At 63.0% G+C, this 24,992-nt stretch carries 19 protein-coding genes and 1 pseudogene; 10 read left to right on the forward strand and 10 right to left on the reverse strand.

Features of this window, described 5'->3' with window-relative positions; translation table 11 throughout:
* The 9 genes and pseudogenes from RMO40_RS24050 to RMO40_RS24090 all read right to left on the reverse strand — a co-directional run.
* Positions 1–2,774 (reverse strand): type VI secretion system Vgr family protein (locus RMO40_RS24050; protein WP_309726232.1); only part of this gene is annotated, 2,774 nt, incomplete at its 3' end.
* Positions 2,775–2,915: 141 nt separating this feature from the next.
* Entirely contained in the window at positions 2,916–5,621 is a 2,706-nt protein-coding gene (gene tssH, locus RMO40_RS24055) for a type VI secretion system ATPase TssH (protein ID WP_309726234.1), read from the reverse strand.
* 43 nt (positions 5,622–5,664) lie between these two features.
* The gene (gene tssG / locus RMO40_RS24060) at positions 5,665–6,750 is read right to left on the reverse strand and encodes a type VI secretion system baseplate subunit TssG (protein ID WP_309726236.1); all 1,086 of its coding nucleotides are present in this window, start codon (positions 6,748–6,750) and stop codon (positions 5,665–5,667) included.
* Positions 6,714–8,603: a type VI secretion system baseplate subunit TssF gene (gene tssF / locus RMO40_RS24065; protein WP_309726239.1), complete on the reverse strand. Its 1,890-nt coding sequence runs from the start codon at positions 8,601–8,603 to the stop codon at positions 6,714–6,716. Before tssF ends, tssG begins: the two co-directional genes overlap by 37 nt.
* Positions 8,600–9,097, reverse strand: a complete 498-nt coding sequence (gene tssE / locus RMO40_RS24070; RefSeq protein WP_309726240.1) for a type VI secretion system baseplate subunit TssE — start codon at positions 9,095–9,097, stop codon at positions 8,600–8,602. Before tssE ends, tssF begins: the two co-directional genes overlap by 4 nt.
* A gap of 96 nt (positions 9,098–9,193) precedes the next feature.
* A pseudogene (locus tag RMO40_RS24075) lies at positions 9,194–9,718 on the reverse strand (Hcp family type VI secretion system effector); the annotation flags it as partial.
* A gap of 41 nt (positions 9,719–9,759) precedes the next feature.
* Entirely contained in the window at positions 9,760–11,247 is a 1,488-nt protein-coding gene (tssC, locus tag RMO40_RS24080) for a type VI secretion system contractile sheath large subunit (RefSeq protein WP_309726242.1), read from the reverse strand.
* 3 nt (positions 11,248–11,250) lie between these two features.
* Positions 11,251–11,766 carry a type VI secretion system contractile sheath small subunit gene (gene tssB / locus RMO40_RS24085; protein ID WP_309726244.1) on the reverse strand — a complete coding sequence of 172 codons (516 nt, stop codon included), beginning with the start codon at positions 11,764–11,766 and terminating at the stop codon, positions 11,251–11,253.
* Positions 11,767–11,799: 33 nt separating this feature from the next.
* Entirely contained in the window at positions 11,800–12,312 is a 513-nt protein-coding gene (locus RMO40_RS24090) for a hypothetical protein (protein ID WP_309726247.1), read from the reverse strand.
* Between the two features lie 380 nt (positions 12,313–12,692).
* Between RMO40_RS24090 and tssJ the strand changes: the two genes are divergently transcribed.
* From tssJ to RMO40_RS24125, 7 genes are all read left to right on the forward strand, one after another.
* On the forward strand, positions 12,693–13,346 hold the full coding sequence (gene tssJ / locus RMO40_RS24095) for a type VI secretion system lipoprotein TssJ (RefSeq protein WP_309726249.1): 654 nt from the start codon (positions 12,693–12,695) through the stop codon (positions 13,344–13,346).
* A gap of 24 nt (positions 13,347–13,370) precedes the next feature.
* Positions 13,371–14,720, forward strand: coding sequence for a type VI secretion system baseplate subunit TssK (tssK, locus tag RMO40_RS24100; protein ID WP_309726251.1), 1,350 nt, complete (start codon positions 13,371–13,373; stop codon positions 14,718–14,720).
* On the forward strand, positions 14,717–15,508 hold the full coding sequence (icmH, locus tag RMO40_RS24105) for a type IVB secretion system protein IcmH/DotU (protein WP_309726253.1): 792 nt from the start codon (positions 14,717–14,719) through the stop codon (positions 15,506–15,508). The genes tssK and icmH overlap by 4 nt, the downstream gene beginning before the upstream one ends.
* Before the next feature lie 73 nt (positions 15,509–15,581).
* Complete coding sequence (locus RMO40_RS24110) at positions 15,582–18,566, forward strand: type VI secretion system tip protein VgrG (RefSeq protein ID WP_309726256.1); 2,985 nt, start codon at positions 15,582–15,584, stop codon at positions 18,564–18,566.
* Positions 18,563–19,699, forward strand: coding sequence for a hypothetical protein (locus RMO40_RS24115; protein ID WP_309726258.1), 1,137 nt, complete (start codon positions 18,563–18,565; stop codon positions 19,697–19,699). Before RMO40_RS24110 ends, RMO40_RS24115 begins: the two co-directional genes overlap by 4 nt.
* Positions 19,700–19,709: 10 nt before the next feature.
* A complete protein-coding gene (locus RMO40_RS24120) occupies positions 19,710–20,450 on the forward strand; it encodes a hypothetical protein (protein WP_309726260.1) in 741 nt (246 codons plus the stop codon).
* Positions 20,451–20,509: 59 nt separating this feature from the next.
* Positions 20,510–21,148 carry an N-methyl-D-aspartate receptor NMDAR2C subunit gene (locus tag RMO40_RS24125; RefSeq protein ID WP_309726263.1) on the forward strand — a complete coding sequence of 213 codons (639 nt, stop codon included), beginning with the start codon at positions 20,510–20,512 and terminating at the stop codon, positions 21,146–21,148.
* Positions 21,149–21,168: 20 nt separating this feature from the next.
* On the opposite strand, the gene RMO40_RS24130 is transcribed toward RMO40_RS24125, so the two are convergent.
* Positions 21,169–21,993, reverse strand: a complete 825-nt coding sequence (locus RMO40_RS24130; RefSeq protein ID WP_309726265.1) for a hypothetical protein — start codon at positions 21,991–21,993, stop codon at positions 21,169–21,171.
* Between the two features lie 127 nt (positions 21,994–22,120).
* On the opposite strand from RMO40_RS24130, the gene RMO40_RS24135 reads away from it, so the two are divergent.
* The 3 genes from RMO40_RS24135 (at position 22,121) to RMO40_RS24145 (ending at position 24,968) form a co-directional block, all read left to right on the forward strand.
* Positions 22,121–22,975: a M15 family metallopeptidase gene (locus RMO40_RS24135; RefSeq protein WP_309726267.1), complete on the forward strand. Its 855-nt coding sequence runs from the start codon at positions 22,121–22,123 to the stop codon at positions 22,973–22,975.
* A gap of 82 nt (positions 22,976–23,057) precedes the next feature.
* The gene (locus tag RMO40_RS24140; protein ID WP_309726269.1) at positions 23,058–23,330 is read left to right on the forward strand and encodes a PAAR domain-containing protein; all 273 of its coding nucleotides are present in this window, start codon (positions 23,058–23,060) and stop codon (positions 23,328–23,330) included.
* Positions 23,331–23,420: 90 nt separating this feature from the next.
* On the forward strand, positions 23,421–24,968 hold the full coding sequence (locus RMO40_RS24145) for a hypothetical protein (protein WP_309726271.1): 1,548 nt from the start codon (positions 23,421–23,423) through the stop codon (positions 24,966–24,968).
* The last annotated feature ends 24 nt before the right edge of the window (positions 24,969–24,992 follow it).

The raw sequence follows: 24,992 nt of genomic DNA on the forward strand, positions 1-24,992 counted from the left end.
GCCGCCTTGAAGCTAGCCGGCCCGCTGGTCGTGAGCGTGATGGCCCCGCTCGTGATCCGCAGAGACGCCCCACCCGCCGTCAACAACACATGCTTGGGCGAGCCCATCGTGATGGCGTTCGTGACACTCGCCACCGCGATCGCCTTGTCGGCCGTCAGGTTCAGCGTATTGCCCTGCGCCTGCACGCTCACGTTGCCTGTGGCCGCATGCAACTGCATGCCAGTCTCGGCGTTGGGCTTGCTGCTGTTTTGTGCCTTGCCGTAGGTGAAGAGGCTCAGGCCCGCCTTCACCGCCACGGCAGTGTGGCGCTGGCTGGTCCAGTTGATGTCTTGCCCCGCCGCCAGGCTGGTGGTGCGACCTGCGCTCATCACGCTGTGTGCGGGCGTGGCCGTGCCCACACCACCGGGGGCGCTGAGCAGCAAGTCGGGCCGACTCCACGCGCTGATGCTGCCGGCGCCGCCCTGGATGGCGACCATCTCTTCATCGCCTGCGGCTTCCGTGGCACCGCGTTTGTCGGTGGCGCTCAGGCTTTCAACGCTGGCCTGTTGGCTCTTGCGCACCGGCATCTCATTCGGCTGCACTTCGGCGCCGAGCTTGGCGTTGTGTTTGTGCGCAGTCTCGCTCAGGGTTTGGGTCAGCTCGCCGGCTTGTTCGAGTTGGCTCACACCGGCCCTGGCTTCGACACTTTGTGCGCTGGAATGGGTGCCCTGGGCTCGCGTGTAGGCGCTGAGGTGCAGGCCCGCGCCTGAACGCACGGCCCCGTGGCCGGTGGTGGCGAGATCGAGGCCGTGGCCTCGTTTGGCGAGACGCTGGTTGTCGTTTTGCTGCAGCAGGTGGCCGAGCTGCAGCCAGCTGGCGGCCGTGGTGCTGCCGAGCAGCATGCGCGCTTCGGCCGGGCTGTCGTCGAGCACGAGTTGGTTATAGCCCCCGCTGCCGCTCTGGCTGGCGTCCAGGCTTTGGCTCTTGAAGCCAGCCAGCACTTGGGGGTGTTGGTGGCCTTCGAGTTCTCCGGCTGTCTGGTTGCCTGGGAACCAGCTACCGGCGTTGCCCGTGGCGGTGGCCGCACCGGCTGCAACCTGGTTGCCTTGTGCGTCTTGTTGGCCTTGGCCGTTGTAGACGCTGCCGATGACCACCGGGCGGTCGATGTCGCATTCAATGAAGCTGACCAGCACTTCCTGGCCCAGGCGCGGGGTGTGGTGGCCGCCCCAGTTGGCACCCGCCCAGGCCTGGCTCACGCGCACCCAAGTGCCGGTGCTGTCGTCGCCAGGTGCGTTGCTGCCGGCAGGGTGATTGAGGCGATGGCCGCTCTGGGCGCCGCGCTGCCAGTGGAACTGAACCTTAATGCGGTTGTCGCGGTCGGTGTGCACGGGTTCACCCAGGCCAACGACGATGGCAGTTTGCACGCCGCTCACTCGGGGGCGGGTAAAGACGATGTCGCCATGTTCGTTGACACAGCTCGCAGCACGCACCTGGATGCCCGCATCCTGCGTCAGCAGCAGCGCCTGATACAGCGGCTCGGTGCTCTGATTGGCGTTGCCGCTGAAGAGGCTGGGTTTGGGCGCACGTTCCAAGGGCGCGTCGTCGCTCGCGGTGGCAAAGGCGGGCGGCATCTTGCCCAGCAGGCCTTGCAGGCTGGTTCCGAGGTCGGCGCTGATGTTGTTGCGCCCACGGTGTTGCACGGCCAGTGTGACCCAGCGGGTGCCGGCATCGACGCTGGCGTGCTCGCTCAATGCGAAAGTGGTGGCACAGGCCGCCTGGCGCAATGAGCCTTGGGCTTGGAACTGACAGGCCGAGGCCTGGATGGCTTCGAGCTGGCGCTGGGTGATTCGCTGGGCCTGGGTGGCGTCTTCGTACGCATAGGCGCCGGGCTGGTCGCGCAGGCCGAGCTGCAACTCACCGGGGCTGAGCCGGGCATCGCCGCTTGCCTGGCCGCTGGCCTGTTGCACCGCGGCGTGATCCCAGCTGGCCGCTGACAGCGCCGTGGTGGCCACGCGGCGGACTTCGTTGAACTGGATGAGGCTGTCTTCTTTGAAGCTCGCTGCGGCGCTTTGGGTGAAGCGCACCAGGCGCTGCACATTGGGCTGGAAGCAGCCGTTGTGGTCGGCGATCACCAGAGTGTGCTGACCCAGGCTGTCGCCCTCGGCGGCTCCGTGTTCGAACCAGCAGAAGAGGCCCTCTTCGGCCAGCAGGCGCTGCACGAAGGCAAGGTCGCTCTCGTGGTACTGCATGCACAGGCTGCGGCGTGGGTAGAGGGCCGCGTCGGCCAGCTCCCAGCGCCAGGCGGGGGCGAGCTTGCCTTGGGCTTGGTAGTCGGCAAACACCTCGTCGATGATCTGCATCACCGTCTTGTCTTGGAAGACCCACGCATCTTGGCGATGGCCGAGAAAGCTCAGCCACGGCTCGATGGTCAGCTTGTAGCGCGCCAAACCGCCGTCACTGCCCAGCAGTGCAAAAGCGGTCACGTGGCCGTGAAAGGGGCGCAGCTCGGTGCGGCTTTGTTGCGTGAGCAGATCGAGCCGAACCAGCTGGCCGATGAGGTCTTTGAGCTGCAGGTGTGCATTGGTGCTGAGCGCCAGCACCTCGAACTTGAAGCCTGCCGCTGCAGCGTTGCCGGGGTCACGCGGGCCGATGGTCTCGCTGCCTTGCATGCGCTCGGCCAGCAGCACATTGGGGCCGAGCGGCGTGTAGAGACGCAGCAGGCGCTGGTTCTGGCTGGGGCCCAGCGCCGCCAGAACGGCTTGCACGAGGGACTGAACGGCAGACAAAACGGTCATGTTGGGAAGGCGGAGATGCAGGCACTCGGCGCGTGGAATGCCGAGCTTGGATCATCCCAGTGAGTGGGGCCGATCATCAATCCCTCATAGGGACGGGGCGCCACAGTTACAGATGAAACTTCGGTAACCATGGCCGCACGATCACTTGACGCTGTACTTGAACTTCCCGTCTTTCCCGGCGCTGACCTTGATCCGCGCGATGGCCTGCCCCTCGGCCATGCGAGCCAGCACGCTTTCGGCGATCTCGGGCAACAAGGTGCCGTTGAGGATGTGGTCGACCGCGCGCGCGCCGGTATCGACCTCGGTGCAACGCGCCAGCACGGCCTCGACCAGCCCCTCGTCGTAATCGAACTGCGCCTTGTGGTTGGTGGCCACACGCGCGGCGATGCGTCCGAGCTTCAGGCGGATGATCTGCTCCAGCACGTCGTCTGAGATCGGGTAGTAGGGCACGACCTTCATGCGGCCTAGGAAAGCCGGCTTGAACGCCTTGTAGAGCTGCGGACGCAACTGCTCGGTGAGCGTGTCAGCGTCGGGCACCTCTTCGGGCGGTTTGTTGAGGCAGGTCTGCATGATGGCCTGCGAGCCGACGTTGCTGGTGAGGATGATCAGCGCGTTGCGGAAGTCGATCTCGCGACCTTCGGCGTCGTCCATCACGCCCTTGTCGAAGACCTGGAAGAACATCTCCAGCACGTCGGGGTGGGCCTTCTCCACTTCGTCGAGCAGCACCACGCTGTAGGGGCGGCGGCGCACAGCTTCGGTCAACACACCACCTTCGCCATAGCCCACATAGCCAGGGGGCGAACCCTTGAGGCCGCTCACGGTGTGGGCCTCCTGGTACTCACTCATGTTGATGGTGATCATGTTGCGCTCACCGCCGTAGAGCACGTCGGCCAAGGCCAGCGCGGTCTCGGTCTTGCCCACACCGGAGGGGCCAACGAACATGAACACGCCCTTGGGCTTGTTCGGGTCTTCGAGGTTGGCGCGTGCTGTGCGCACACGTTGGGCGACGGCTTCGAGTGCGTGGTCTTGGCCGATGATGCGTTCTTGCAGCGTGGGCAAGAGGCTGAGCACGGTCTTGATCTCGTCCTTGACCATCTTGCCGAGCGGAATGCCCGTCCAGGCGGCGACGATCTCGGCCACCACGGTGCCGTCGACCTGCATCGGCACCATCGGGCTTTCGCCTTGCAGCGTGGCCAGCTCGGCGAGCTTGGCTTGCAGAGCGGCGTGTTCGGGTGATGCGGGCGCGGCCTTGGCCTTGCCCGTCTTGCTCGCCTTCGGCTTGGCATCGGGTTCGGCGGCAGGCGTCGGCTTGGCTTCCAGACCCGCACGCATCTCGCGAATCTCGCCGACCAGCGTCTTCTCCAGCTCCCAACGTGTCTTGAGTGCCGCGGCCTTGTCGCTCAGCTGCTGTTGTTGTTCGGTCAACTCGGCCAATCGCGCCGCGTGGTCGGCACCGGCTGCGGCTTCGCGCTCCAGTGCGCCTCGTTCAGCAGCCAAGCGATCAAGGTGGCGGTTGGTGTCTTCGATCGCAGACGGCGTCGCGCTTTGGCCCATGGCCACCTTGGCACAGGCGGTGTCGAGAACGCTGATGGCCTTGTCGGGCAGTAGCCGCCCGCTGATGTAGCGCGCCGACAAGCGCACGGCTTCGGTGATGGCTTCATCGAACAAGCGCACGTTGAAGTGCTTCTCCATCAACGGCGCCATGCCGCGCAACATGGCGGCGGCCAGTGGCTCGCTCGGCTCTTCAACCTTCACCACCTGGAAGCGCCGCGCCAGCGCAGCGTCTTTCTCGAAGTACTTCTTGTATTCGCTCCAGGTCGTGGCCGCCACGGTGCGCAACTCGCCGCGCGCCAAAGCGGGCTTGAGCAGGTTGGCCGCGTCGTTCTGGCCAGCCTGACCGCCGGCGCCGATCATGGTGTGGGCTTCGTCGATGAACAGGATGATCGGGTGCGGGCTGCGCTTCACCTCGTCGATCACGTTCTTCAAACGGTTTTCGAACTCGCCTTTCACCGACGCGCCGGCTTGCAGCAAGCCCATGTCGAGCGTGTGCAGCTCCACACCTTGCAGCGGCGGCGGCACGTCGCCTTGCGCGATGCGCAGGGCCAGGCCTTCGACCACGGCGGTTTTGCCCACGCCAGCTTCGCCGGTGAGGATGGGGTTGTTCTGGCGGCGGCGCATCAGGATGTCGATGCACTGGCGGATCTCGGGGTCGCGGCCGATCACCGGGTCGACCTTGCCGTCGCGCGCGCGCTGCGTGAGGTTGGTGGTGAACTGGTCGAGCGCGGGTGTCTTGCCTGGCGCGGCAGATTGTTCGGCTTCTTCTTCGTCGCTGCCGGGGGCCGGCGCGTCGACGGAGCGCACCGATTCACCGGCTTCCTGCGAGCCTTGCGTGAGTTCGGGCAGCTTGTGCTTCAGTTCGTCGAGCTTGAACTTCACGAACAGCTTGGAGCCGCGGTAGGCCAGCTGGCTCAGACTGGGCTCGGTCAACAACGCGAGCAGCAGGTGTGCACTGCGGATGCGCGAGGTGTGCGACTCCAGCGACGCGATCAGCCAAGCATGCTCCAGCAAGACCGGCAGGTGCTGCGAAAACACCGGCGTGCGCGTGTTGCCGTTCTTGAAACGGCTGATCTCGGTTTCTAGGTCGCGCTGCAGCTCGGTGGCGGAGATGCCCGACTTCTTGCACAACAGCGCGAAGTCACTTTGCGGGCTCTCCAGCAACGCGAGGAACAGATGTTCCAGATCGACTTCGTAGTTGCCACGTGCCATGCACAGGCTGGCGGCACGCTCGGCCGCGCGGCGCGTGGTGTCGTTGAGCTTGGAGATCAGGGTCTTGAGGTTGTTGGACATGGCGCCTGGAAGTGATGACAGCGATGGTTTTTATGGGAGAAATCTAGGCCGCGCTTGCGGCATGAATGTCGTAGCGCACGTCGCAGCGGTCGTTCTCGGTGGGGCGTGTCTGCACGTAGGTGTCCCAACCCAAGCGACCAGCCAGCGGCGAGCGGCTTGAATCGAGAGCGCTGTTTTTCACGGCGTCGGCGCGCAGCGTGAGGTTGATTTCGTATTCGAGGCTGACCCCGCTGAGGAGGGTCAGCAACTCACGTAACGCCGTGGCTCCCGGCGCACCCGGCAGAAACCGCTGGAACAGCGCGTGGTTGAGCGGGCCCAGCATGACCTTGACACACAAGTCACGCTGCCACACCCGTTCGCCAGACAAGGCATTGCGGCCGAGCACGCCATTGCCCAACCCCAACGAAACACGCGCTTCCGCCGGCAAGGTGTACCAGCGGCCACAAAACTGCTCGATGCGCACCGGCACCCGCAGGTAGCGCGACAAGAGCTGCTGCAGTTGCTGAGCCGACAGCACACGCTGCTGCAGCGCGCCAGCGAAGAAGGCGAGGCTCTCGTCGTCGACGCCCCCCTCGTCGGGCTTCAGCCGGTCATTCAGCGAGGCCTGACCGACGCCAGCCAGCGCCAGCACCATGGGTGCAAAGCGGCTCTTGCGGTCTGTTTCGTACTGCAGGTGCAGGCGGCTTTTTTTCCAGGCCGCGTAGAAGAGACTCACCGCACGGTGGCTGAACATGTCCAGGAAGCTGCGGGCTGACGCGTCCTTCTGATAGAGCTCTCTTTGGGCAATTTGCTCGGTGTAGATCAGAGGCAAGGTGCCGGCGAGGCCCAGCATGCCCATGAAAGCCGGCGTGATTTCGATGCGCTCGACCAGCCCCCGTTCGTCTTCGCCATGCGGCTTCTTGTCGCGTCGGTGCACCACCAACGACTCGACCTCGCTCGCCGGAAATGACAGTGATGTGGAATTGAGAAATCGCAACTCCAGTGGCAGCAGCTCACCGCTGGACCTCGGCTCATCGCTGGCCAGCCAACGCTCCAACAAACGCACCGCCTGAAAGAATTCAAAGCGATGCGGAGCCTCGAACAGTTGTTCGATCAGATCAGTTGAGCGGCGCCGTTGCGGGGTGGGCATTGGAACAAGGCTTGTTGGGTACGTGCCGAGATGACGGTCAGCTGCGAGAAGCTATTGATGTGCACGTACAAACCGAAAAAACGGTCGAGCATCGCCGCAAAAAGACTCAGGCCTGTGCCCACATAACTGTCTTCATCGACCGAGATGCGCACCTCGGTCCCGCGCACGAAGCTTGCGAAGGGCTTGCCGTCGAGCCAAACCGTCGCGGGGGAAAACTCGATAGACACGATTCCGTCGACCTGCCGCCGGTTGGTTGCGTCGCGAGGCAGGTCATACAAGCGCAGCATTTCCTTGAGCGCATCGACACCGCGGCCACTTAAGGACAGATGGTTCAGCGACAAGTGGGAAATGAGTCGCCACAAGCTGCCACGGCCGCGCTCGAAACGGTAGCTTGCCGTGGGCTTGCGCAAGAGCTTGATCTCACGCGCAATGCTGCCCCCTTCGATGAACAAGTCACCGCCCGAGTTGCCGAAGCTGAGGAGGCTGGGCAGGTCGCGGTTCGTGGCCGTAACGTGCATCGACAGCGTGTCGGTTTGGGGAACTGCCGGGTCAAAGTCGATGTCGACGATCGACAACTCCAGTTCATACCCCGGGCTGATTGCCGCCACTGCTTCATTGACTTGGGCATGCCAATAGCGGCCCGGCGGTCCTTCTCCAGGCACGTCGCCTTCACCCAGCAAGTCTTCGTGCTGCAGAGAAAAGAAGGGCTTGAATTCGTCGATTGAATCGCCTTGTGGTGTTTGCTTGACGCGAAACACCTTGTCGATCGAATAGACCTCATAGCCGAAGGCCCGACGAGCATCGACAACGACGGGGTACTGGGTGACAGCGTGCGTGATTCGGATCGGGTCAGCGTTCTGCGTGAACAAGTTGACTACCGGTGTACAGCCCATGGCGAAATTGCGCGCCGACACGCTCTCAAGTGCGCGGGCCTGGTCAGAGTCGGCGCGCAGCCCCGCCAAGACAAAGTGCAAAGTGATGGTGCGCGGGCCTGCAGTGGAGTCGGTGTCGTGAGCACCCTGTCCGACCGGGGTGAAACGCGGTAACGGCAGGTCGATGAAGTTGAACTTCTCGGGGAATGCAAAGTATTCGGTGAGCAAGCGGTAGGCCGGGTGCGAGCGCTCGTCATAGTCGATCAGCGCTTCGTCATCGGCAAAACCAACCAGTTCGGGGAGTTGCTTGTACGGGCCCGACCATGGCCCGTGGGCGGTGGTTTGCACCATGACAGACACAACGCGATTGCACAGCACTTCACGCAACACGCTGATCTGCGAAGCCTCACCATCCAGGTAGACACGCAGGGTATCGCCCAAGGCAGCCCAGGAAACCTGAGCTGAGAGCAACTCGAATTGCAAAGAAATGGCCGACGTGGCCGACTGCGGCAGCCGTGTACCTTCGGGCGCCATCACCGCATTTCGATACGCCGCAGAGCGCAACTTGAGCGGCGCCAAGGTCACGTCGTAGGCCGAGCGGAACTTGCAGATCACTCCGCGCACGGCACGGGAGTTCAATGCCGTCTTGCGCTCGATCAATATCGGCGCGCTCATCTGCCCGGCCACCCCACTAACGTCAAATTGCGCGATCGAACACGATGGGAACGAGCGCAGGTAGTGCGGGTAAAGAACGTCGAGCAGCGATTCCGTGACCAGTGGAAAGTCGTCGTCCAGACGCTTGTGAACGCGCGCGGCCAATAACGCAAACGACTGGATCAAGCGCTCGACGTGCGGATCCTCAGACAAGTCGGAACCCAGCATCAACCGCCCGGCGATCTTCGGGTAGTCAGCCGCAAAGAGTTTGGCGGAACCACGTAGCCGCGCCAGTTCCGCTTCGAAGTAAGGAAGCAGATCTCTCATGTCACACTCGCGCGAACAGCGCCACTGCCGCGCTGGCGGGCGACGGAATAGCGTTGAATGCTGGGCTCGAAACGAGCATCGAAGCTCACTTGCTCACCTACGTCGGACACACGCAAGGTGGCTCGAATGGTGAAGTTCAGCCGGTTGAATCCGTGCCCTTCAGCTTCAAGCGACACATGCACCGCGCGCAAACGACCGTCTTGCCGTTCGATGGATTGTTGTATGGCCTGGCATATGAAATCGCGATCCAAGCCACTGGACAAACTGCGGGATGCGAAGTCGGGCACGCCATAGTTGGCGACCGATCGGGCGCTCAAAGGAAACTGCTGCTGCTCGTCGGCAGTCAATGCGCTGCGGGTATTGAGCAGGGCCTCCAAATCGGCCGCCACTGAATCCTTCAATTCGTCGAGCGACAAACCGGGCAACACCTCACCGGGTCGTTCGTTCAACGACTTGTGAATCAACTTGTCGAGCAAACTGGGCGCGTAACGCATGCGCTGAGACCACAAAAACGAACTTCAAACATATAAGCAAGCTGAGTAACAAAAAGGGCCGCGATGCACGCGGCCCTTCGCCAGATCAGACAGCGATCAGGCAGCAGCCTTGTTGGCGGCAAGATCCCAGCCAGCCGGGTCGTTGCCGACGTTGGCGGTACCGTCAGTCTTGGAACCCTTGTGCAGCCAGGTGACTTTCGCGTATTTCAGCGAAAAGGTTTCCACCGGCAGGCCATTAGGCGGCACAGACATGTTGGTCTGGGCAACGATGGCATTGGTCAGCTTGATGGTGAGGTAGTTGGTGCGAACGCTACCGGTGGCACGGAAGAACTGAATTTCTACGTCGTAGGCATAGGCAGCCGAGCTGGCTTCCCACAGATAGACGCTGGCTTTGTCGATGTCTTTGGTGAAGCTCATCAGGCCGTGCTCGCAGCGCTCTGCAGTATGACCACCCGAAGACGAGGCAGTTGCCGACTTCGGCTGCGTGATGCTGTGCTCCCAAGACGTCACTTCCAGCCAGTCCTTGTGGTCCGCATCAAGCGACTCACCGGGGATGTCTTTGGAATTGGTCTTTTTCGTGAACTTGACGTAGATATCTTTCATTTGTGTTTTCCCTTGAGTACGTAGAAAACCGAGCTTCGCAAGCTAGCGAATCCCGGCGCTTAGCCGCCTGCCCCTGTGGGCAGTTCGGCAACCAACCGCAACGAGACCGAGAGCTCGTCGAGTTGAAAGTGCGGCCGCAAGAATGCAACCGCGCGATACACCCCTGGTTTGCCGGCAACTTCAACTACCTGCACCGTGCCCTCACGCAACGGGAACTTGGCCTTCTGCTCGTGCGACGCGTCGTCGGAGCTCAGGATGTACTGACTCAACCACTGGTTGAGGTAGGTCTGCACGTTCTCGACACTGGCGAAGCTGCCGATCTTGTCGCGCATCATGGCCTTCATGTAATGCGAGATGCGCGAGACGGCAAACATGTACTGCAACTGCGCCGACAGCGACGCATTGGCATTGGCCGAGTCGGAGTCGTACTTTTTGGTTTTTTGCGCCGATTGCGCGCCGAAGAAGGCTGCGTAATCGGTGTTCTTGCAATGCACCAGCGGGATGAAGCCCAGGTCGCTCAACTCTTTTTCGCGCCGATCGGTGATAGCGATTTCGGTCGGGCACTTGAGTGCCACTTCGCCGTCGTCAGTCTTGAACGTGTGAGTCGGCAAATCTTCGACCAAGCCGCCACCTTCCACACCCCGGATCGCAGCACACCAGCCGTAGGTTTCAAACGCCGCGGTCAAACGGGCCGCAAACGCATACGAGGCATTGACCCACAGGTACTTGGAGTGGTTTGAACCGTCCACGTCTTCCACATAGTTGAAGCCTTCAGTGGTAGTCCCGTCTTTCGGATTGAACGGCAGGCGACCCAGAAAGCGCGGCAGCGTGAGGCCAACATAGCGCGAATCTTCGGATTCGCGGAACGACTTCCACTTTGCGTATTCAACGGTGTCAAACACTTTCGAGAGGTCGCGTGGGCGACCCATGTCGGTGTAGGTTTCGAGGCCGAACAATTCAGGCGACGCCGCCGTGACGAAGGGTGCATGGGCCGCAGCAGCCACGTGGGACATCTGCTCCACAAAGTACATGTCTTCGGCCTGGCGACCAATATCAAAGTCACCAATCAACGCACCGAACGGCGCACCGCCGAAGGTGCCGAACTCTTCTTCATAGACCTTCTTGAACAAGGCGCTCTGATCGAAGTCAATGGCCGTCTTGAAGTCACGCACCAACTCTTTCTTGGTGGTGTTGAAGACTTTGATCTTGATCTGCTCACCCGTGCTCGTGTGCTTGCAGAGATAGTGCAAGCCGCGCCATGACGACTCGAGCTTCTGGAACTCCGCGCCGTGCATCACTTCGCTCAGCTGAGCCGAGATCAGTGCGTCCAGCTCTGCAACACGCGCGTCCAGTGTGGCCGACAGGTTGTCGGAAACCACCACCGTGCCTTGCAGCACTTCCTTGACGAGTTCGCCAATGATGTCTTTCGCGCGGTTGTGCTCGGTTGTGGTCTTGGCGACCTTGCTCTGCGCGACGATGTCATCGAGCAAACCCAGCTCGGTGGTGCCGGCTGCTGCCTGCCCCGAGGATTGCGATGCTGTGCTCATGACTTACTCCTGATCCTTGCCGGCCTCTTGGCCCAACTGCTTGAGCTTCTCGGTGTTGCTGAGCACGTCGCTCAACACGTCTTCGAGCTTGTCGTTGCCCGCCAACTTGTTGCGAAGGTCGGACAACTTGGTGCGAGCCTCCAGCAGCTTGCGCAGCGGCTCGACTTGCTGCACCACCGCCTCAGGACTGAAGTCGTCAAGCGACTTGAACTGCAGGTTGACGGCGAACTCGCCGCCGTCACCACTCAGCTTGTTCTTGACGCGGTAGCTTGCCTTGGGCGCCATGCCATCGAGCACTTCGTCGAAGTTGTCGAGATCGACGTTGACGAACTTGCGCTCTTTCAGCTTGGGCAGCGGGTTGTCGGGATCTTGTTGACCGGTGAAGTCACCCATCACGCCCATGACAAACGGAAGTTCCTTGCTTTCGATCGCATCGCCGATCTCGACGTCATACGAAAGCTGAACCCGCGGGGGGCGAACACGCTCGAGGCGCTTTTGAACACTGTCTTTCTTGGCCATGATGTCCTCTCTGGGGTGCAGACGGCGTGAATCTCAGCCCTTGAGGGCGTCGAACGGATTGCGTTTGGGTTCTGTTGCGGGAGCGGGCGCCGGTTCTGGCGTTGCTCGGCGGACAGGGGGGCGAACAACGGGCCTGTCACCGGCAGCCGGCGTGGGCGTCGACACCGGCGGCGGAAGAATCGACTCACCCAAGGCGTCGCGCATGATGCGGGCGAGCGCTTGTGCTTCATCGCGAGTGCTGCCGCCGAGCGCGTTGGCAAGCCTCAGCTGCTCGAGCGCGTTGGCCGACACACGAAGACCGCTCACGGCCATGATGCTTTTTGCGGTGACGTCTGCGGTATCGCGCTGCAAGACCTCTTGAGCTGCCGCAATCGCCGAGCCGTAGTTGCGCGCATCAAACTGCGCTTGGGCAATGCGAGCCCAAGGTTGCTTCTTGGAAGGGTCGGCCTTGGTGGCCTTCTCATAGAAACCCATGGCCTCCACCACGCCACCTTTGCGTTGCGCGTCTTCAGCAGACGCCATCAACTCGGCATAGGTTGGCGGCATCAACGACGCCATCGGTTTGGGAGCGCTGGCGCAAGCGCCAAGAAACAGCAAACCACTTGTAAGAACACAAGCGACCAAAGGCCGCTGCAGATGCTGGACAGAAAACTTCACCAACCCACTCCCTCGATTCGACTCGCGATGCGAGCTTATGAAACCACATGAACACCCACGAAACCAGATGCATCTAAAACTGGATTAAATCGCAAAATTCTGCGATCCCTGCAGGGCTTACTCGATGTTACCGAGTCGTCGATGCGAGGGCATCCCTCTCCTGGGGGGCGAGGCCACAAATCAACATCGCGCGCCTTTAAACTCAGACGCCCCACTGCACGTTGTATTGGGCCTTGCCGGCAAGTGACCAGGCGCAACTGAATTCCAAGATGATCAAGCGGTGCAAGCTACCCTCAAGACGATTGACGCATGCGACAGCACTCTGCGCGATCGTGGCGCTGACCGGCTGCGAAACGGCCAGCAAGCTGGGTGAGGGGCTCGGCAACATGGGTGACAAAGCCCTGGAAACCATCGGCTTCAAGAAGCCCGAAGTGCCTCAAGCACCCGAGCTGCCCGAATCGGCCAAACCGGCGAGAAGCATGAAGTTGCGCCTTGCCGCAAGCGACTCGCTCAACGTCGACGCGGCCGGGCGCTCTTTGTCGCTGGTCGTTCGCGTCTACAAGCTGCGCAGCACGACCGCCTTTCTGAATGCGCCATATGAAACTTTCGGTAACAACGCCAAAGAGAAAGAAGCGCTAGCCGACGAGCTCATCGAAAGTCGAGAAATCGTTCTGCTGCCTGGCCAACAACATCAGATCAGCGAGCGTTGGGCCCGCGAGGCCACGCATGTGGGCGTGGTCGCGCTCTTTCGCGCACCCGCCCCGCAACGCTGGCGCTATGCCTTCGAGCTCGAGACCTTTCGGCTCGATCAAGGTTTTGTGCTGGGCGCTCACGCCTGCACACTCAGCATCGCGTCGGGTGAACCCGTTGGCGTGACAAGCGCCGCCATGAAACTCAACAGCACGGCCTGCGCCGTCAAGTAAGCAACTCTTGCTGGAAGGTAGATCTTGATTCCGACACCTAAGGTTCTGTGGGGCGAAGGCCTGTTCCTGCGGCCGCAGCACTTTCAGCAGCAAGACGCTTATCACGAGTGGCGCCTGGCACAGGCTGTGCGCGGCCTGCATCCTTATGCCTGGGGCGTGCGCAGCATCAAGGTCGACACCGACGCACTCCAAGCTGGTCGCTTGCGCCTGCTTGAGCTGCAGATGGTGCTGCCCGATGGCGAGTTCTACAACGCGCCGGCTGAAGATGAACTGCCTGCACCACTGGCGCTCGACGCCGCCTTTGCGCAAGGCAACGAGGTCGTACTGCACGCCGCCACTGCACCCTTGCGCGCCAATGGCAGCAACTTCGCGCCGACTCGCGAAGAAGCTGACACAGCCACACGCTATTACCAGGTTCAAAAGGACGTTGAAGACCAGTTCACCGATGCCACCGCCGCGCAACTGAGCCTGCTCGGCAAATCGGTGAAGCTGGTGGCCGAGCATGACCCGAGAGGACACCTCGTGACCATGCCGGTGCTGCGCGTGCGCCGCAATGCCACCGGGGGCTTTGAGCTCGACCCGCGTTATGTGCCGCCGTCACTCACGATCCAGGCCTCGCCGGTGATGTTTCTCTACCTGCGCCGCCTGCTCGATGTCTTGCAGGCCAAGGTCGATGCGCTCTACGGCTTTCACCGCGAACCGTCGAAAAACATCATCGAGTTTCGCTCTGGCGACGTGGCTTCGTTCTGGTTGTTGCACACGGCCAGCGCGGCCTACGCATCGCTGTCGCACCTGATGCGCCACCCCGGCCTGCCGCCGGAGCGCCTGTTCCAGCGCTTGCTGGAACTCGCTGGCGCGCTGATGACCTTCTCGAAGGGATTCACCCTGGCCGACCTGCCGGCCTACGACCACGCCAACCCCGGACCGGCCTTCTTCAAACTCGACAACATCATCCGCGAGCTGCTGGAGACGGTGATCTCGACCCGCTACTTCGCCATCGCGCTGTCGGAAGTGCGCCCTTCGTTCCACCAGGGCCGGCTCGACGCCCAGCAGATCACGGGCGCGACCAACCTTTATCTCGGCGTCAGTGCCTCGATGCCACCGGCCGAGCTGGTGGAAGCCGTGCCATTGCGCTTCAAGATCGGCGCCCCTGAAGACGTCGAGAAGCTGGTGCTCTCGGCCATGGCGGGTGTGCAACTCACGCATGCGCCGCAGGTGCCCGCCGCGATACCGGTGCGCCCGGGCAGCTACTACTTTGCCGTCGAACCGCGCGGCGCGCTGTACGAACGCATGATGCAGGCGCAGGCCGTCTCGCTGTACGTGCCCGGCGGCTTGCCCGATCTGAAACTTGAACTGATCGCAATCAACGCATGAACGCCCAAGCCCCGCAACCGCCATCACTTTTCAACGCCGGTGGCGTGAGCCCGCTCACACCCACCAGCGGCAGCACGCCCCGTGAAGCGCGCACTTTGCTGGATCTGATGTACGACGGCTTTTACCTGCTCTTCTTGCTGCGCGCCAAACAAGGCCCGAGCGATGCCGACACCTTTCGCTTGCACATCAAGGAGTTCCTCACCGGCCTGGAGCGAGGTGCCACCAAGCTAGGCAGCTCGGCCGAAGACGTGCACCTGTGCAAGTACGCGTTTTGTGCCACGGTCGACGAGCTGATCTTGATGTCGCAGTTCAAGGTTCGCGACGCCTGGCAGCGCCAGCCGCTGCAGCTGCAGTTCTTCGGCGAGCAGCTCGCAGGTGAGCAGTTCTTCGTCAAGCTCGAAACGCTGCGGCGTGAAGGTGCCTCACGCATCCAGATCCTCGAGGTCTTTCACATGTGCTTGCTGATGGGCTTTCAGGGCAAGTACCTCATTGAAGGAAGCGAGAAGCTGAACTACCTCACTGCACGCCTGGGTGACGAAATCGCCCACCTCAAGGGCTCGCGCGCCGCCTTTGCGCCGCACTGGGCGCCGCCTGATCAGGTGACCAACCGGCTCAAGAACGAAGTGCCGTTGTGGGTGATTGGCTCGGTGTTTGCTCTGCTCGGTGTGTTGGCCTTCACCGGCCTGCGCTGGCAGTTGTCACGCAACACCGAACGCGACCTGGCGGCTTATCAAGAGGTCGTGAAGCTCGCACCGCAAGCGGCACACGTGACCATCACCTTGCCGTGAGTTGCCGAGTCAGGCGCCGCCACGGGCGAGACGGCCAGACGAACCGGACAAAGATTGGGAGAGGGAGAAAACAATGAACCTTGCCACCATGACCCAGGCTGCGACCGAGGGCCTGAGCCGCCTGAAGTCGCTGCTGAGCATCAGCCAGCACAAGCGCTTGATGCAGCTGGAAACGGCCCTGCCCAGCGCCACGTTGGTGGTCGAGCGGGCGCAGTGGCAAGAAGACACGAGCGATCTGGGCAGCGGGGTGCAACCGCTCTCGTCCCTGCTCGCCACCGTCGACTGCCTGAGCACCAGCGCTCACCTCGAACTCAAGGCCTTGATCGGCGAACAGATGAGCCTGCGCCTGATGTGCGCTGATGGCCGCTACCGCACCTGGCACGGCTACGTCGCCCAGGCCGCACAGCTGGGCAGCGACGGCGGCCTGGCCCGCTACCGATTGCAGCTGGTGGCCTTCACCCACCTGCTCGGCCTTCGACAGGACAGCCGTGTCTTTCTGGGGCAGCGCGCCGACGCCATCGTCAGCACCGTGCTGCGCGCCTACCCGCAAGCCAATTTCAAGCTGGAGCTGAGCCCAGAAGCCCTGGCCGCCGCGCCTGTGCGCGGTACGACCACGCAATACCGCGAAACCGACGCCGCTTTCGTGGCCCGCCTGCTCAGCGAAGAGGGCTGGAACTGGCGGCTGGAACACGCCGACGATGACAAACCCCTGAGCGAAGCCAAGGCCGCCAAACACTGCCTGGTGATCAGCGACGCACAAGCGCAGCGCCCCGACCTCGGCTCCTTGCGCTTTGGCAAGCCAGACGTGCGCCGCTCTGGTTTGCCCGAAGACACCATCACTGCCATCGCGCTGGCGCGCAGCGTGCAGCCCAACGCTGTAACCCAGGCCGCTTGGGACGCTCGCCAGCTTGCCGGAGTGAGCGCCGAGCTCAAGAGCGCCCTGATCGCGGGAGATCTGCCCACGCTGGAGATCTACGACGGCCGCGGCGAGCGCCGCTTTGCCCAGCATCAGAACGGCGACGACCAAGCCCACAGCCCTCTCGCCGATGCGCGCACCACCCTCGCCCTGGCCCGCCACGAACTCCAGTTCAAGCGCCTGAGCGGAGACAGCGCCGTTCGCACCCTGAAGCCCGGCGCCAACTTCCATCTCGCTGAACACAGTTTGTTTGGGCCGCAAAGCGCGGCCCTGGCCGGGCGCACCGACAACCAGTTCGTGGTGCTCAGCGTGCAGCACGAAGCCGCCAACAACCTCGGCAGCGAAGCCGCACAACTGCTGCAGAGCACCGAGCTCGAAGCCGGCAGCTACCGCAACCACTTTCAGGCCGCACCCGCTGTGGCCACCGTGGTGCCGGTCGCGTACGCCAAGCCCACAGCCCCCGGCGTGCAAACCGCACTGGTCGTCGGCCATGCAGGCGACACCGTCACCACCGAGCGTGACCTGCGTGTGCGCATCCAGTTCCCCTGGCAGCGCGGGTCTGCGCCGCTGGCCGGTGGCCTTTCGGGGCCGCTCACTCCCGGGCAAGAACAAACCGGCCACGCTCCCGGCGATGCTGCCGCTTCGCAGTGGGTGCGTGTCGCCCAGGCCAGCGCCGGCGCCAACTGGGGTGCGGTTTTCATGCCGCGCATCGGCACCGAGGTGCTGGTCGAGTTCGTCGAAGGTGACCTGGATCGCCCGCTGATCGTCGGCCAGTTGCACAACGGCCAAGACGCCCTGCCGTGGCCCGCCGGCGTGGACTCGGGCGCCAACCACCCCGGTACCCTTTCAGGCTGGCACAGCCAGACGCTCGACGGCGAAGGCCTCAACCAGTGGGTGATCGACGACGCCACCAGCCAGCTGCGCATGCGCCTGGCCAGCCGCAGCCAGGGCAGCCCGTGGAGCGAGCTGAGCCTGGGCCACATCATTGGCCAGGGCGCACAGAGCAGCCAACGCGGCGCCTGGCTCGGCAGCGGCTTCTACGCCCACACCGACGGCTGGGCCAGTGTGCGTGCTGCGCAAGGGCTGCTGCTAAGCACCTCGGCGCGGGCGGGCACTTACGGCAGTGCGCAGAGCACGCAGATGGACGCGCAAGAAGCCATCGCCCAGCTCAAGGGCGCGCAGCAGCTGGGGCAGGCGCTGGGCGACGCGGCCAGTGCACAAGGCGCAATGAAGCTCGCCAGCCATGTCGCTGACAAAAAGGAAGCGCTGCAAGGCCTGATCGAATCCATCGACCCGAAGCACGACGGCCACCACGCGAGCGAGAAGAAGGCCAACGGCCGCGAAGCCGGCGACCCGGTCGAGCAGTTCGCCAAACCGTATGTGCTGCTGGACACCCCGAGTGCTGCAGTGATCGCGAGCCCCGCCACGATCGCCAGCTTCTCAGGGCAAGACACCAGCCTCGCCGCGCAAGACGATGTGCACGCGGCGGCGGCTCACACCGCCAGCCTGATTTCGGGGCAGACCACCAGTCTGTACACGCACCAGGGTGAGCTGCAAACCATTGCAGCCAACGGCAACTTCTCGCTGCGCGCCCACACCGATCAGTTGGAGATCCTGGCCGACAAGGACATCACCGTCATCTCGGTCAACAACGAGATCACCATCACCGCCAGCCAGCGCATCGAGATGGTGGGGGGTGACAGCAAGGTGGTGCTCGACGGGGCCAACATCGACTTCGTCACCTCGGGGGCGTTTACCGTCAAGGCGGCCAGCCACAACTGGGCGGGAGGGGCAAGCGGCGGAGCATCCCTCCCCTCCCTACCAGAGGGGCTGGCGGGGCAACTGGTTCACTACGTGGAAGTCGAACGTCGATACCACGATGGCTCGCCGGTGCATGGCGCAGACGTCAAAGCGGTTATGTCTGACGGCAGCATGCGCTCCGGAAAACTTGGCTCAGATGGCCGTGTGCGATTTGATGGCGTCAAGAGCGGGCTGGCTCGCATAGAGATCGGGGAAGACACACGTGATTGGCACCCTGACCCGATTGAAGAGCCCCCACCAAACCCCGCTTATGGGCGTCGGGTCACCCCTGAGCAAGCAGCTGAGTTGTACAAGTTGCTGATCGCCGGAGCATCGCAATGAACGATGCTCTCGATTGGTTCTGGGGAGTTTTGCAGGGCGACTTCAACGAAGACCCGAGCCTGTCGCAAACCATTGTCGGCAGCATCATCACGGCGATACCCTTCGTCGATCAGATTGCTGACGTCCGCGACGTGATAGCGAACCTTCATGGGCTCTCGAAGGATCACGAAGACTTCTGGAAGTGGGTCGCGCTTGCGATCACACTGGTGGGACTGATCCCGGTACTCGGTAGCTTGCTCAAGGGCGTGCTCAAGACACTGGTCAAGTTCATCCGCAAAGGTGGCCAACATGCTGACGAAGCATTGGAAACCATCCTGGCAATCATTCGTGGCGCGGGCAAAGGCGACCCGGTACGCTGGCTCAAGGCGCTGCCCATGGATCAGTACGCCAAACAGGCCGTGCGGCACTTTGATGAGATCACCGAGAAGATCATTCTCGGCCTGTCTGATGTCCGTCACATGTGGCTTGCTCGGAAGGTCCTGGGAGACAAGCTCGAACAACTGAAGCTGGTTGAGCGGCAGATTCAGAAGTTGAAGACCCTGGGCAAGGACAAGATCCCGGAGGTCATGCGGTACTTGAAGAAGGAACTTGACACCCTGCTCGCTCGCGCCAAACCCGCCAAGCTAGATGGCGCCACCGACTCCACGAACACCCTTGCACACAGTGCAAAGCCATTGATGCGCCTTGAGTACGAGGTGGTGGTGAAGCGTCGTGTAGGGGGGCTCGTCGACAAGATGCGAGCTGCGGGCAAAAGCGATGAAGAGATCGCCAAAGCTGCTCACGCAGAGCGTCGGGCCATTGGCAAGGACTTCAAGGGGCAAACTGACCCGGATTTACAGAAGGTCATCTACCGTCGAAACGAGGCTGAATATGGAGACGTGCTCGGGCCCAAGTACGAGGATCTCAAGCGTGGCTATGCCATTCACCCCGTTTCAGGCAAGCGCGTCAAGGTTGGCAAAGGCAACCCCAAGACCGACGCCGAGATCATCGAATCTGCGCAGAACCCGGGCGGCGGTGACTTTCCCTGGGACAAGATCATGGAGTTCAATCGGGCCAAAAAAACGGGCGACCCGGACAAGGCTGCCGCCCTGCTCAGAGAGATTGACTCCATCGTGAACAAACCCAAACCATAGGCGAACCTCCGTGTGGCTCTATAGACATCACACTGCCAGCGACATCATCGACCTGGACCACGACACCGGGCGGTGGCGGCCTGTGGCCGATTCAGAGAAACCTGCCGGAGCGAAGGTGCTGGCGGACTTGCCCGTCGTTGGCAGCTACGAAATCGAGGACGGGAAACACTTCTACAAGTACTGGACCGCTGATTCTCGATTCGTCTTTCGGTCCTTTGACGACCGAGTGTTTGAAATCTGTCAGGAGCGACGAGACGGAAGCATCTTCATGCAAGACCCTGGGCAACGTTGCACGATAGAGCCCGCACGGTATGGCGATGGTCGGCTTCGGCAAGGGCTGAGCGAGGTCAAACTCATCTCTGGAAGTGGCAAGCTGCTCTATCAGCTTGACTACAACGCCGATTACTACCGACGCCTGCATGACTCGGATATCACGGCAGCAGGATCAGTTCGAGATCTCAGCGATTGGGACTTCTTCATCGCCCTCCAGGCAGCCTTTCCGTATTTCCGGGAGCGCGCCGAGTCGGGTCTTGTGGAACTGACCATCGACAACGACAACGTGGCCACGATCCAAGGTGCCAGGATCGCTCGCGACGACCTGCTCTACGCGGAAAGTGGCCAGACTTGCCCGAGAACAGGCGTATGGGCTGCAGTAAGTGATCTGCGCCACAGTTCCGAATTCAGTCAAGGAGACCGACTGCCACAACACCAAGGCCACGACATCGAATGGGTGTGGAGCCGGGTGCGTTGACCAACAGGGGTTGCGAGCACAGTTAACTTCAAGCCCAAAGCCAAGTCAAAGCCGTTTTCATGACTAGCCCCTATGCCTCCGAGATTGCAGCACTTCGCAGTACGTGCTCCCTGCTCGGCAGTTACCCAGATGCCGTGTTGGCCGATCTTGTCTCCCGGTACAGCGAACCCCATCGTCACTACCACACGGTAGATCACCTGCATGCGCTGTTCTCGAACCTTGGAGCTCACCAAGGGCTTGCGAGCGATCCGGTTGCGATCACCGCCGCCATCTGCTACCACGACGCCATCTACGACACCCGACGCAACGACAACGAGTTGAGATCCGCAGAGCTGGCGCATGCCGAGCTTGAAAAAATCGGCTGGACAGCACCCAAGTTGGGCAAGGTGACCGCAATGATCCTCGCCACCCAGCACCACAACCTTCCAGTGCCGGACGCCGACACCTTGCTGTTTCTCGATCTGGATCTGTCCATTCTCGGCGCCAGCGAACAAGCCTACGACAGCTACAGAGCGGCGATTCAACGTGAATTCAAATGGGTGCCCGACGTTGTCTACGAGCAGGGCCGCAGCCAGGTGTTGAAGAACTTCCTATTGCGCGACACCATCTTCAAAACACCCGCCCTTACGGAGCTGTGGGAGGCATCGGCCCGCGCCAACCTCGCTCGCGAGTTATCGAGCTTTGACGCAGCGCGCTGAGAGAGCTACTTGCTCGCTCTTCAGCGTGATGCAGGCAATGTAGCCACCGGGCAGGCCGCATCCGCCCCCTCCCGCCCATCGCAAAACTTCGCCCTGCAATCCAGCGCCGCGTCGCCGGTCATCTTGCCGCAGCGCTTCGCGTAGTCGGGGCTGGTAGGCAAGGCCGTAGTGCGCTTCAGGTGGGGCAGCATGGCGGCCAACAGGTCGGCATCGGCGGCAGTGTCGGGCGCTGGTGCGCCCTTGGAGGCGGGCTTGTTCGTGCTGGGGGAGGCCGGCGCCGCACCGCGGTAAGTCACCGAAGGCTCCTTGCCCGCCGCCTTGCCGTCTTTCTTGGCGGAAGCAGGTTCAGAAATGTTGAGCGCGAGCTGAATGTTGTTGAGGCTGGCCGCCACGTTTGCGGCGGAGCTGGCCGTCTGTGACGCGGGCGCGGCGGGTTGCGCCACCGTTTCAATGGCCGCCGCCCCTTGCGCTGCTGTCGCCGAGGGAGCCGATGCCGTTGCTTCGTTGACCTTCAACGCAACAGCCGCTGTGGGAACAGCAGACACGGGCAACACAGGCGTCGAGGTCGCACCCGGCCCGGCAGCCTGACGCGACGCATTGAACTTCACGCCCACGTAGGCCGCAGCAATCACCAGGGCCAACACGCCCATCAGCATCACGCGCTTGGCCGAGATGTGACCGCGCGGTGTGGCAAACCGCGCTTGTTTGCCGTCGATCGTGGCTAAGATGCTCGGCCCGAAGTCGGCATGGTGCTTCGACCTCGATGCGGCTGACTTGGCAGACGGTTCTTTGAACAGTTGAGGGCGGGCGCCACGGGGCGGGACAGGATTCTGCGGCTGGTTCATGGCACTGGATGTGAAAGCCGCCCCGGGGTCGGCAAGGCGCGCGGGATGCGCAAGCACCCACCGATTCTAGAGAGCCCCTCGCGGGCGACAACGCCCCGATGGGGGGCTGGTAAACCTTGCTTACAAGATGATGTGGATTGCCATCGTGGCGTACTTCGTGCTGGCCTGTGTACTGGCGGCCCTGCTTTTGCTTCCAGCGTTTCGCGAGCAGGTGGCCGCGCGCATCGTGCGCGCGGGGCAACGGCTGGCAGGTGCACGCCAAAACGCGCAGCAGGTCGCCAGCCAGAACGCGCGACAAAGCCTCGCCCAAGCGGGCCATGCGGCCGTGGGCGGCAAGCGCTGGTTGCAGCGGCACTGGGCGGTCGTCACGGCGGCGGTCGCGGTCTTGGCGCTGCCACCCTTGCTCGTGTTTTTGTTGAGGGGGTGGCACACGTTGGATGCTTACGATGACACCTCGAGCGCTCAACCCGACAGCGTCGTCGCCGCACTGCTGCAAGGTGAACAACTGGTGCCGCCGCCGCCGCTGCCGCCCGAGGTCTTCACCACCGCCGAGGTGCAACAGATCCGGCCGCAACTCGCCAGCGCCGACCGCCGTTGGGACTTGCTCGATGCCGACTTTCGCCAACGCCTGCTGCTCGCCTATCGCCTGATGCGCGATGAACACGGCTACGAGATGGCGCTGCTCGAGGGCTACCGCAGCCCCGAGCGCCAGAACCAGTTGGCCAGCCTGGGCGCACACGTGACCAACGCCGTCGCCTGGCAGAGCTACCACCAGCACGGCCTCGCCGCCGACAGCGCGTTCATGCGCGCGGGCAAACTCGTCATCAGCGAGCGCGACCCGTGGGCAGCGAAGGGTTACGAGTTGTACGGAGAGGTTGCACAACGTGTCGGCCTGACCTGGGGCGGGCGCTGGCAGAACGCCGATCTGGGCCATGTGGAGCTGAGAAAACCCGTTGCGTCTCGCCCGAAGGTGGGGGGCTGACACACAGGCCTCAGCCGTTAGACTCGATCACTCTGATTCGCGTGGTGTGCACGCCGAAAATTTGGCATAGGGAGTGGGAGAAATGGGACGTCCGTTCATCGTGTTGGGCGACAAGACAGACCATGGCGGCGAGGTCATTGAAGCCTCGGGTGTGACCGACACACATGGCAAGCGCCTGGCCCGTGTCGGAGACAAGGTCACCTGCCCGAAGAAAGGCCATGGCGGCACGACCCAGATCGTCAGCGGCGACCTGACCATGGTCATCGACGGCAAGGCCGCCGCACGGCATGGCGACAAAACCGCTTGTGGCGCCACCCTGCTCTCGTCGCAGTCGGTCAGCACCGACGCCTGCTGACCACACCTCTCTGATTTCTCCTCCGGCGCCGTCTTGTCGACGCGCCGCCTGCTTGTCTGACGGCGCGTTGCGCGCCCGCTGCCCGAACCCATGGCCAAAGTCTGGAAGATCCTCGCGCTGCTGCTGGTGATCACCGCGCTCGTGTGGTTGACCACCCTGTGGCGCTGGCAGTCGGCGCAAGTCGACCCGAGCGCCACCGACCTCACGCTCTACCTCGGCGTGCTGCCGCTGGTGCTCACAGCCGGCCTGGTGATGACGCTGTGGGCCGTCAAACGTTTGCGCAGCTACGCGGCCGCACCGGCTGTGGCAGTCGCTGCGCCATCGGCAACATCAGCCCAACCCGCAGCTGCCACCAACACAGCGGCCAACGAGCGCAGTGCGCACGTCAAGGTCTTGGCCAGCACCACACAGTTGCGAGCCGGCAGCCAGTGGAGCGCTGCACAAACGAGCATCGCATCGGGCGAGTGCAAGCCCGACCTCGATTCGCAACTCAAAGACGACGACGGCATCGCCGTCTTCACCGCGCCCATGCCCGAGCTCTCGACCGACGCGCTGGCCGATGCCTTGGCCGAGACGGTGAGCACCTTGGCCAAGGTCAAGCCCGACGCGTGGGCCGGCTACGAAGCGCCAGCCGAAGTGCTGCGCGCACTCACGCTGCTGGAAGCGACTGCAGGCTCGATGAACGAAGCGCTCGAAGCGCAATGGCCCGCACTCGCCGCGCCGCCACCGTCCGCACGAACCCAGCCCGCGGCCCCGACCTTGCCGCCCACCGTGGCCATCCGCGTGGCCATTCCCGCGCGCTGGTCGGTGCAGTCACAGCAAGCCGCCGGTGCCTGGCTGGAGCAGTTGTTCGACACCTACATCGAAGCCGGTCTGAAAGCCGCCGGCCAGTCGCGCGCCATGGCGAACAGTGTTCGCCCTGCAGTGCAATTGCACGTGCACCCGGTCGCCAGCGCCGAGGCCTTCTGGCTGCTGATGGACCAGCAGTTGATGCAATGGCAACGCGACAAGGCGCCGGGCCTGCTGTGGGCCCTGGCGGCCGATAGCCTGGTGAGCGAGAACGACACCCACACCCTGGCCTCTGCGAAAGAGCTCTTCACCGGCAACAACCAACGCGGGCGGGTGCCCGGCGAAGCGGCGGCCAGCGTGCTGCTCGCGTCTGCCGCCTGGCCCGAGTTGCCTGCCGCCGAACCGGCGCAGGCCAAGCTGTACCGCGCCAACCTGATGCGCCGCGACAAGTCAGCCGACGCCTCGGGCCGCGTGGGCCCGCAGACCCTGCTGCAAACGGCCACCGACGCCATCAAGGCGAGCGGCTGCGAGCCGGCGCAGGTGGAACACATGACCTCCGATGCCGACCACCGCGCCTCACGCACCAGCGAGGTCTACGAAACCCTGCAAGAGCTGCTGCCCCACCTCGACACCAGCGAGCAGGCCTTGCGCCTGGGCGTGGGCTGCGGCGACCTGGGTGTGGCCCGCCTGCTCACCTGCGTCGCCCTCACGGCGGGACAGGTGCAAGAGTCCCAAAAGCCAGCCCTGGTGCTGGGCGCCTTCCCTGCCTTCGAGCGCTTTGCGGTGATGCTGACACCGCTTGTTGCGCCCCCCGAGGTCACCGCCGCCGCGCTCGCGCCGGCGGCCTGAAAATACCGAACGGACATCTCTTCC

It is taken from the genome of Rhizobacter sp., from assembly GCF_031412075.1.
Taxonomy (GTDB): domain Bacteria; phylum Pseudomonadota; class Gammaproteobacteria; order Burkholderiales; family Burkholderiaceae_C; genus Rhizobacter.